The organism is Cellulomonas triticagri (assembly GCF_003696205.1).
GTDB classification, from domain to species: domain Bacteria; phylum Actinomycetota; class Actinomycetes; order Actinomycetales; family Cellulomonadaceae; genus Cellulomonas; species Cellulomonas triticagri.
Genome location: NZ_RFFI01000039.1, coordinates 22,664 through 32,605 on the forward strand (window position 1 = coordinate 22,664; position 9,942 = coordinate 32,605).

General features: G+C 76.4%; 7 protein-coding genes. 5 read left to right on the top strand and 2 right to left on the bottom strand.

Going from position 1 to position 9,942, the window contains the following annotated elements; translation table 11 throughout:
* Nucleotides 1–25 precede the first annotated feature (25 nt).
* Nucleotides 26–2,551 (bottom strand): DNA gyrase/topoisomerase IV subunit A, encoded by a 2,526-nt coding sequence (locus EBM89_RS08810; protein WP_122149071.1) that lies wholly within the window; start codon nt 2,549–2,551, stop codon nt 26–28.
* Between the two features lie 107 nt (nt 2,552–2,658).
* Here EBM89_RS08810 and EBM89_RS08815 point away from each other — a divergent pair, with 107 nt between their 5' ends.
* The 4 genes from EBM89_RS08815 (at nt 2,659) to EBM89_RS08830 (ending at nt 8,026) form a co-directional block, all read left to right on the top strand.
* The gene (locus EBM89_RS08815) at nt 2,659–5,490 is read left to right on the top strand and encodes a bifunctional acetate--CoA ligase family protein/GNAT family N-acetyltransferase (protein ID WP_122149072.1); all 2,832 of its coding nucleotides are present in this window, start codon (nt 2,659–2,661) and stop codon (nt 5,488–5,490) included.
* Nucleotides 5,491–5,559: 69 nt separating this feature from the next.
* A complete protein-coding gene (locus EBM89_RS08820; protein ID WP_122149073.1) occupies nt 5,560–6,129 on the top strand; it encodes a DUF5998 family protein in 570 nt (189 codons plus the stop codon).
* A 2-nt stretch (nt 6,130–6,131) separates the two neighbouring features.
* On the top strand, nt 6,132–7,310 hold the full coding sequence (locus EBM89_RS08825) for an alkaline phosphatase family protein (protein WP_122149074.1): 1,179 nt from the start codon (nt 6,132–6,134) through the stop codon (nt 7,308–7,310).
* A 50-nt stretch (nt 7,311–7,360) separates the two neighbouring features.
* Nucleotides 7,361–8,026, top strand: a complete 666-nt coding sequence (locus tag EBM89_RS08830) for a thymidine kinase (protein WP_122149075.1) — start codon at nt 7,361–7,363, stop codon at nt 8,024–8,026.
* 7 nt (nt 8,027–8,033) lie between these two features.
* Here the strand turns inward: EBM89_RS08830 and sepH are convergent, their stop codons facing one another.
* Entirely contained in the window at nt 8,034–9,158 is a 1,125-nt protein-coding gene (gene sepH, locus EBM89_RS08835) for a septation protein SepH (protein ID WP_122149076.1), read from the bottom strand.
* A gap of 102 nt (nt 9,159–9,260) precedes the next feature.
* On the opposite strand from sepH, the gene EBM89_RS08840 reads away from it, so the two are divergent.
* Nucleotides 9,261–9,942 (top strand): trimeric intracellular cation channel family protein (locus EBM89_RS08840; protein WP_233571638.1); only part of this gene is annotated, 682 nt, incomplete at its 3' end.

Below are 9,942 nucleotides of genomic sequence, written 5' to 3' on the forward strand. Positions count from 1 at the left end.
GCCCGCTGCCCGGCCGGGTCCCGTCTCAGCCGATCGCGACCGGCGGGACTGCGAGCGGCTGGCCGGACCCGTCGCGCCGGTCGTCCAGCGGCGGCAGGTCGACGGGCTGCCCCGCGGACCCGGTGGCCCGCGCGGGTGCGGGACCGACCCAGGCGAGGATCAGCGCGTCCTCGCCCTTGAGGAACCGGTGCGCACGCACGCCGCCGGTCGCGCGGCCCTTGCCGGGGTAGCGCGCGAACGGGGTGACCTTCGCGCTGCCGCCCTGGGTGCCGGGCAGGGCGCCGGAGGACCCGGCGACGGTGACCACCACCGGTCCGTCGGTCGCGTCGTCGCTGAGGTCCGGGGCGGCGTCCTGCGCGGCGAGCGCACCGAAGTGCACGACCCGGTGCCCGGCGGCCAGCTTGATGCCCGCCATGCCGCCGGCGGGTCGGCCCTGGGGCCGGACCGCGGCGGCGGGGAAGTGCAGGAGGGCCGCGTCGGAGGCGACGAAGACCAGCTCGTCGTCGTCGGTGACGGCGGCGCAGCCGACGACCTCGTCGCCGTCCTTGAGGGAGACGACCTCGAAGGTGTCGCGGTTGCCGGGGACCTCGCCGGCGGACACGCGCTTGACGACGCCCTGCGCGGTGCCGAGGGCCAGCGTGGGCGCGTCCGCGGCGAGCGAGACCAGGCCGACGACCCGCTCGCCCTTGTCGAGCTCGACGAGCTCGGCGAGCGGGAGGCCGCCGGACAGGTTCGGTGCGCCGTCGGTGGGCGGCAGCCCGGGCAGGTCGAGCACGGAGATCTTGCGCACGACGCCGCGGTTGGTGAGGACGCCGACGTCGCCGCGCACGGAGGTCGGGACGGCCCCGGCGAGGACGTCGTGCCGGGCGCGGGCGGCGGTGGCGTCGGCCCGCAGGGTGACGTCGGTGCTGCCGGTGCGGGCGACGAGGCCCGTGGCGGACAGCAGCGCGTAGCAGGGCGTGTCCGCGATCTCCAGGGTGAGCGCGGGCGCGGCGGCCCGGCCGGAGCGGGGTGCGGGGGCGCCCTCGGCGGCGGTGACGCTGCCGCCCGCGGACTCCAGCAGGATCGTGCGACGGGGGGTGCCGTAGGTCGCGGCGACCTCGGCCATCTCGTCGCTGACGGTCCCGCGCAGCAGGGCCTCGTCTCCCAGGATCGACTGGAGCGCGGCGATCTCCTGCGCGAGGGCGTCGCGCTCGGCCTCGAGCTCGACGCGAGAGAACTTGGTGAGGCGGCGCAGCCGGAGCTCGAGGATGTACTCGGCCTGGGGCTCGGACAGGTCGAAGACCTGGCGCAGCCGGGTGCGGGCGGTGTCGGCGTCGTCGGACGACCGGATGACCTGGATGACCTCGTCGATGTCGAGGATCGCGATGAGCAGGCCCTCGACGAGGTGCTGCCGCTCCTGCTTCTTGCGCAGGCGGAACTGGCTGCGGCGGCGCACGACGGAGATGCGGTGGTCGACCCAGACCTGCAGCAGGTCGCGCAGGCCCAGGGTGCGGGGCTGGCCCTCGACCAGGGCGACGTTGTTGATGGAGAACGAGTCCTCGAGCGGGGTGTACCGGTAGAGCTGCTCGAGCACGGCGTCGGGGTCGAACCCGGTCTTGACCTCGATGACGAGCCGGAGCCCGTGCTGCCGGTCGGTGAGGTCCATGGCGTCCGAGATGCCGGAGAGCTTCTTGGACTGCACGCCCTCCTTGATCTTCTCGATGACCTTCTCCGGGCCGACCGTGTAGGGCAGCTCGGTGATGACGATGCCCTTGCGGCGGGCGGTGACGTTCTCGATGCGCGCGGTCGCGCGGGTGCGGAACGCGCCGCGGCCGGTGCGGTAGGCGTCGCGGACGCCGTCGAGCCCGACGATCTTGCCGCCGCCCGGCAGGTCGGGCCCGGGGACGAACCGCATGAGGTCCTCGAGGCTCGCGTCCGGGTGCAGCACGAGGTGCCGGGCGGCGGCGACGACCTCGACCAGGTTGTGCGGCGCCATGTTGGTGGCCATGCCGACGGCGATGCCGGACGCGCCGTTGACGAGCAGGTTCGGGATGGCGGCGGGGAGCACGCCGGGCTGGGTGAGCTTGTTGTCGTAGTTCGGGACGAAGTCCACGACGTCCTCGTCGAGGCTCCCGGTCATGGCGGTCGCGGCGGGGGCCATGCGCGCCTCGGTGTACCGGGGGGCGGCGGGGCCGTCGTCGAGCGAGCCGAAGTTGCCGTGCCCGTCGACCAGGGGCAGGCGCAGCGAGAACGGCTGGGCCATGCGGACCATGGCGTCGTAGATCGCGGTGTCGCCGTGGGGGTGCAGCTTGCCCATGACCTCGCCGACGACGCGCGCGGACTTCACGTACGGGCGGTCGGGCCGCAGGCCCATGTCGTGCATCTGGAACAGGATGCGGCGCTGCACGGGCTTGAGGCCGTCGCGGGCGTCCGGGAGGGCGCGCGAGTAGATGACGGAGTACGCGTACTCGAGGAACGAGCCCTCCATCTCCGTGCTCACGTCGATGTCGACGATGCGCTCGGCGACGTCCTCGGGCGGGACGTCGGGGGTGCTGCTGCGGCGCGCCATGCGGTCGGGCTCCCGGGAGGTGGGCGGTGCGGACGGCCCATTGTCGCCGGTGACGGCCCCTGGGGACGACCACGACGCGCGGCGGGTGCCCCGATAGGCTCGGGGGCATGGCGGAGGGCACCGGTGGGACGCACGCGCAGCACGACGCGGGCTACCCGGGCGACTGGGAGGCGGACGTCGTGCTGCGGGACGGCAGCACCACGCACGTGCGCCCGATCCGCCCCGACGACGCCGACGCGCTGCAGGCCTTCCACGTCGCGCAGTCGGAGGCGTCGACGTACCTGCGGTTCTTCGCGCCGCTGGAGCGGCTGCCGGACCGGGACCTCGCGCGGTTCACCACGGTGGACCACCGGGACCGGGTGGCGCTGGTCGCGGTGACGGGGGACGACGCGATCATCGGCGTCGCCCGGTACGACCGGGTCGGCCCGGAGGAGGCGGAGGTCGCGTTCAACATCGCGGACGCGCACCACGGCCGGGGCCTGGGCTCGGTCCTGCTGGAGCACCTGGCGGCGGCGGCTCGCGAGCGCGGGGTGCGGCGGTTCACCGCGGAGGTGCTGCCGCAGAACGGCCGGATGATCGCGGTGTTCCGCGAGGCGGGGTACTCGCTGCGCCAGCACCTGGACGACGGGGTCGTCACGGTGGTGTTCGACATCGACCCGACGGACCGCTCCCTGGCGGTGATGATGGCGCGCGAGCGCTCCGCGGAGGCGCGCAGCGTGCAGGGGCTGCTGACCGCCCGGTCGGTGCTGGTGCTGACGTCGCCCGGGGTGGCGCCGGGGTCGCTGGACGACCGCCGTGCGGCGCGGGTGCTCGCCGACCTGGTGGGGCTGGGGGAGCGCGGGCCGGACCCGGCGGACCGCACGGGTGCCGTCACGGCGGCGGGCGGCGCCGAGCGCCCGGTCGAGGTGCAGGTCGTCGGGCTGCCGTCAGTGCCGGGCGACGGCGCCGACCCGGCGGCCTCCACGGCCGAGGTCGTGGCGCGGGCGGGGGACAGGGTGCGGTCCTGGGCGTCCCTGGACGACGTCGAGGGTCCTGTCGACCTCGCGGTGCTCGCCCTGCCCGCCCCCGAGGCGGTCGCGGCGGTGCGGCGGCTGGGGCGGCTCGGGGTGCGCGGGGTGGTGGTGCTGTCCGGCGGGTACGCGGAGCAGGGCCCGACCGGGCTCGCGCTGCAGCGGGCCCTGCTGCGGGCGGCGCACGCGGCGGGGCTGCGGGTCGTCGGCCCGCGGTCGTACGGGCTGCTCGCCCACGCGGCCGGGGGCCTGCTCAACGCCTCGCTCTCGGAGGACCCGCCGCCGCCCGGGCGGATCGGGCTGTTCTGCCAGTCGGCCTCCACAGCGGTGTCGATCCTCGGGTCGGTGCGCCGCCGGCACCTCGGGCTGGCGCACCTGGTGTCCGCGGGCAACCGCGCGGACGTGTCCGGCAACGACCTCATGCAGTTCTGGCAGGACGACGACAGCACCGACGTGGTCGCGCTGTACCTGGAGTCCATCGGCAACCCGCGCAAGTTCTCCCGGGTCGCGCGCCGGCTCGCCCGGGTCAAGCCCGTCGTGGTGGTCACGGCCGGGCGCTCAGGCCACGTGGTGCCGCCCGGGCACGCCGTGCGCCCGACGCAGACCTCCCGGCACACGCTCCAGGAGGTGATGCGGCGCTCCGGGGTGGTGCTGGTCGACAACACGCACCAGATGCTGGAGGCCGCGCAGCTGTTCGCGCTGCAGCCGCTGCCGCCGGGTCGCCGCGCTGCCGTCGTCGCGTCGTCCTCCGCGATGGCGGCCCTCGTCGCCGAGGCCGCCGGGACCGCGGGGTTCTCCGTGGAGCGCGCGCCCGCGATCCTGCACGAGGACGCCGACGACGCGAAGGTGGCGCGCACGTTCGCCGAGGTGTACGCCGACCCGGACGTGGACGTGGTCGTCACCGTGCACGTCCCGACGGTCGGCCCGCTGGACCTGCGGGTCGCCCAGGCGCTGGCCCGCAACGCCGCCGGCTCGGGCCGGACGTCGGTGGCGTGCCTGCTGGGCCTGCACGGCGCCACCCCCGAGCTCACCGCGCCCGACGCCGACGGCACCCCGCGCACCGTGCCCGCGTACACGACCCCCGAGGACGCGGTGCTCGCGCTCGGGCAGGCGGCCCGGTACGGCGCCTGGCGTGCCGCGGACCGGGGCCGGCTGGTCGCGCCCGAGGGCATCCACGCCCGCACCGCGCGCCGCTCGATCGCCGGGTGGCTCGACGAGGCCGGGACGCGCGAGTCGCTGGACCTCGGCCCGGAGCGCACCGCGGAGCTGCTGGCGCTCGCGGGCGTCGAGGTGCTGCCGTCCGTGCCGGTGCACGACGCGGACGAGGCCGTCGCCGCCGCCGGGCGCCTGGGGTGGCCGGTGGCGCTGAAGTCCACGGCCCCGGCGCTGCGGCACCGCTCCGACCTCGGCGGGGTGCGGCTCGACGTGCACGACGAGGCCGAGCTGCGGGCCGACGTGGCCCAGGTGCTCGCGCTGGCCGCGGCGCACCCGGCCGCGCCGGGGCGCGCGCCCCTGGAGGTGCAGGCCATGGCCCCGCACGGGGTGGCGTGCGTCATCCGGTCGTCGGAGGACCCGCTGTTCGGCCCGGTCCTGGGCTTCGGCCTGGGCGGGGACACCACCGACCTGCTCGGCGACGTCGCGTGGGCCGTGCCGCCGCTGACCGACGTGGACGTGGCCGACATGGTCCGGGCCCCCCGCTCGGCGCCCCGGCTGTTCGGGTACCGCGGCGTGCCGCCGCTGGACGTCGAGGCGCTGGAGGACGTGCTCGCGCGGGTGTCGGTGCTCGCGGACCAGCTGCCGGAGCTGCTGCACCTGGAGCTCAACCCCGTGGTCGTGGCCGAGCACGGCGCGTACGTGCTCGGCGCGACGGCGCGGGTGGGGGTGGCGGGCACCCGGGCGGACGGCCCGCGGCGGGCGCTGCCCGTCTGACGCCGCCCCCGCGCCCCGTGCCCGGGCGCGGGTGTGACGGCTCGCCCCGGACGGTGGGAGGATGTCCGGGTGCCTGCACCGTCCACCGACCTGAACCGCGACCTGCACCGCGCCGGCTACTACCCGGAGCTGGTGGCGGACGTCCTCGACGTCGCCCTCGCGGACGAGCCCGTCGAGGCGCACCTCGTGCACCCGGAGACGACGTTCGACGCCGCGGAGGTGCGGCGGCACGTCACGGTGCTGGTGCTGACCCCGACGCGCCTGGTCGTCGCGCACGTGGACGACCACCCGGCGGACAGCGAGCACCCGTCGGCCAGCGCCGCCGCGACGACCGAGGCGGTGCCGTTGTCGGAGCTGCGCTCGGTCGCGCTCACGCACGTGCTGGGCTCCCCGGAGCAGCACACCCCCGGCACCCCCGCCACGGAGCTCACGCTCGCGATCGGCTGGGGCGCGGTGTCCCGCGTCGACCTGGAGCCCGCCACGTGCGGCGACCCGGCGTGCGAGGCGGACCACGGTCTGACCGGCACCCTCACCCCGGACGACGTCGTCGTGCGGGTCAGCGCGGTCGCCGAGGGCGCCGGCGCGGTGCGGGACGCGGTGGCGTTCGCGCGCCGGCTGTCCGCGGCGAGCGCGCGCTGACGATGACGACCGCTCCCTCCTCGACGGTCCCGGTGCGGCTCGCCGACGCGGGCCTCGTCCAGCCGGACTACACCGACCGGTCGCTGTCCGGGCTACTGCCCGCGCTCTCCGACGCGCTCGGCTCGCCGGTACCCGGCGGCGCGGACGCCCGCGCCCGGCTGGGCCTGCCGACCACGCACCGCGTCTGCGTCGTGCTGGTGGACGGCCTCGGCTACGAGAACCTGGTCGAGCGCGCGGGGCACGCCCCGTTCCTGCGCTCCCTGCTGGAGGGCTCCGCCCCGCTGTCCGCCGGGTACCCGTCCACGACGGCCGCCTCGATGGGCTCGTTCGGCACGGGCACCAACCCCGGACGGACCGGCCTCGTCGGGTACACGGTGCGCAACCCCCGCGACGGGCGGCTCGCGAACATGGTGTCGTGGGAGGGCCTCGGCCCCGCGCGCGACTGGCAGCGCGAGCGCACCGTCTTCGAGTCCCTGGTGGCGCACGGCGTCACCGTGACGACCGTCGGCCCCCGCAAGTTCATGGGCTCCGGCCTCACCGAGGCAGCCCTGCGCGGCGGCGGCTACCGGGCGGCGGAGTCCCTGCCCGACCGGGTGGACGCCGCGCTCCGGCTGCTGCGCGAGCCCGGGCTGGTCTACCTGTACTGGGGCGACGTCGACAAGACGGGGCACCACGAGGGCGTCGGCTCCTGGCAGTGGGGCGACCAGGTCGAGGCCCTCGACGGCGAGCTGCGCCGGCTGGCGCGGTCCCTGCCGCGCGGCGCGTCCGTCGTCGTCACGGCGGACCACGGCATGGTCGACGTCGACCCGGCGCGGCGGCACGACGTCGGCACCGACGCCGGCCTCGCGGCGGACGTCGCGCTCGTGGCGGGGGAGCCGCGCGCCCTGCACGTGCACCTGGTCCCGGGGGCGGACCCGCTCGTGGTCGCCGACCGGTGGACCGACGTCCTCGGGGACGACGCCGTCGTGCTGACCCGGGACGAGGCGGTCGGCGCGGGGCTGTTCGGCGAGGTCGCCGAGCACGTCGCCCCGCTGCTCGGCGATCTCGTCGTCGCCACCACCGGACGGGCGACCGTCGTGGACTCGCGCACCCAGACCGCTGCCTCGCTGCAGCTCAAGGGCGTGCACGGCTCGCTCACCCCCGCCGAGATGCGCGTGCCGCTGCTCGCCGTGCACACGTGACGGCACCCCACGCGCCCGACCGGCGCGGACCCGACAGGACAGGACGGAACGTGGCCGAGCTGGTCTTCTTCTCCGGCACGATGGACTGCGGCAAGTCCACGCTCGCGCTGCAGATGCACCACAACCACGCCGCGCGCGGGCGCGACGGCGTGCTGTTCACGCGCAACGACCGGTCGGGCGAGGCGCGGCTGTCGTCGCGCCTGGGCCTGTCGGTCGGCGCGCACGAGGTCACCGACACCACGGACTTCTGGGCCGAGGTCGTCGCGCGCCGCACCGCGGGGCGGGCCGTGGACTACCTCATCTGCGACGAGGCGCAGTTCTACTCCGCCGAGCAGGTCGAGCAGCTCGGGCGCGTGGTCGACGACCTGCACGTGGACGTGTTCGCGTTCGGGATCACCACCGACTTCCGCACCCAGCTGTTCGCGGGCTCCGCCCGCCTGCTGGCGCTGGCCGACCGCGTCGAGACCCTGCAGGTCCAGGCGCTGTGCTGGTGCGGGGCCCGCGCCACCACCAACGCCCGCACGGTGCACGGCGTCATGGTGGTCGAGGGCGCGCAGGTCGTCGTCGGCGACGTGGACGTGGCGGACGACCACGCCGAGGACGCCGTCGGGTACGAGGTGCTGTGCCGCCGGCACCACCGGCTGCGCGCCACCGCGCGCACCTCGGGTGCGGCGGCGATGTCCGCGCAGACGCTCGGGGTCCTCGGGGAGGACTGAGCCGGGGCTACTCCGGCTTCGCGCCGAAGACGATCTCGTCCCAGCTCGGCACCTGCGGGCGCCCGCGCCGACCACCGCGGGGGCGGGTCTCCCGCTCCTCGGCCGCCGGGGGCTCCACCGCCGCCGGCTCGGGGGCCGGCGGCTCCTCGCCGGGCTCCAGCGCGACCGGGGTCTCCGGCTCCGCCGCGGGCCGCACCGGCACGGGGTAGACCCGGGCCTCGGCCGCGGGGTCCGCGTCCACGGGGTGCGAGCCGCCGACGTCCGGCAGGTCCAGCTGCCCGAAGTCGAAGGCGTGCTGCGGGCCGAACCCGCCGAACTCCTCGTCGTCCCCGTCGCCCTCGAGGTCGAGGGTCTGGCGCTGCCCGCGACGGGCGCGCAGGTCGTCCAGCAGCTCGTGGGTGGCGCGCAGGTCGTCGGCGGGGTCCTCGGCGGGCTCGTCGCGGTGCAGCGGGCCGACGCCGGAGCCGGGGCCGTCGACGGCGGCGAGCACGGAGCGCGCGTCGGCGTCCACGTCGTAGACCAGGTCCCGCACGGCGGACAGGTGGCGGCGCGGCACGGGGCCGTCGGCGATCTCCGTCTCGGACAGCCAGCGCGCCTCGTCCTCCTCGGCGTGCACCGTCCGGGTCGACGCGTCGTAGGACCAGCGGGCCTCGCGGGCGTCGCCGTCGACGGCGAACCGCGCCAGCACCACCCAGCCCGCGCCCTGCTCGCGGTATGCGTCCCACGCGACCGCCGCCGGGTCCACGCCGCGCGCGGCGAGGCGGTCGACCACCAGGTCCCCGAGCACCGGCGCACCGACGTCCCGGCCGACCCGGGTGCCGCGCGCCTGCTCGGCGACGAACTCGCGCTCGGCGAGCACGGGCCCCTCGAACCGGCGCACCTGCTCCACGGTCAGCCCGGACTCCTCGGCGATCTCCGCCGCGGTCCGCCCGGCGCGCACGCGCGCCTGGATCTCGCGGGGGCTCGGCACCCCGGACTGCTCGGCGCGGATCTGCTCCAGCTGCGGACGGTCCCGGCGCACGGCGGCGCGCAGCGGCTCGTCGATGTGCAGCCGGTAGCGCTGCCCGTCGGCCGCCGCGAGCACGAGGTGTTCCCCGTCCTCGTGCAGTCCGATCAGCTCCAGCTCAGCCATCACATCTCCCATCGTCCGCACGAGACTGCCACCCCGCGGCGCGGATCCGGCGGAGGTCGCCCGGTGCGCCGTCCACCTGCTGCGACTGCCATGATCTCCCCTGTGCTCGACGACTTCCCCCTGCAGTACCTGCTGGAGCTGCTCGGCGTGTTCGTCGGGGCCCTGTCCGGCGGGCTGGCGGCGGTCCGCAAGGGCTTCGACATCTTCGGCATCCTGGTGCTCGCGTGGGTCGCGGGCCTGGGCGGCGGCATCCTGCGCGACGTCCTGATCGGCGCGATCCCGCCCGTCGGCATCGCCAACTGGCACTTCGTCGCGGCGGCGTGCCTGGCGGGACTGGTGACGTGGGCCGCGCACCCGGGGCTGGACCGGCTGCGGCGGTTCGTGCTGGTGCTGGACGCCGGGGCGCTGGCCCTGTTCACGGTGGTGGGGACGGTGAAGGCGCTCAGCTACGGCGTCGGTGCGACCGCCGCGGTGTGCGCGGGCGTCATCACCGGGGTCGGCGGCGGGGTGCTGCGCGACCTGCTCACCGGCGAGGTCCCCGTGGTGCTGCACCACCGGCAGCTCTACGCCATCCCGTCGGTGCTCGGCGCGGTCGCGCTGGTGCTGCTGTGGCGCGGGGACGCACTGGACGTCACGACGCAGGTCGTCGCGGTGGCCGTGGTGCTGGTGACCCGGCTCGTCGCGTTGCGGTTCCGGCTGCAGGCGCCCGGCGCGTGGGACCACGCCGCGCTGCGCGCCGCCCGCCTCGGCCGCGCCGACCGGCCGCTGCGGCACGGGCGGCTGC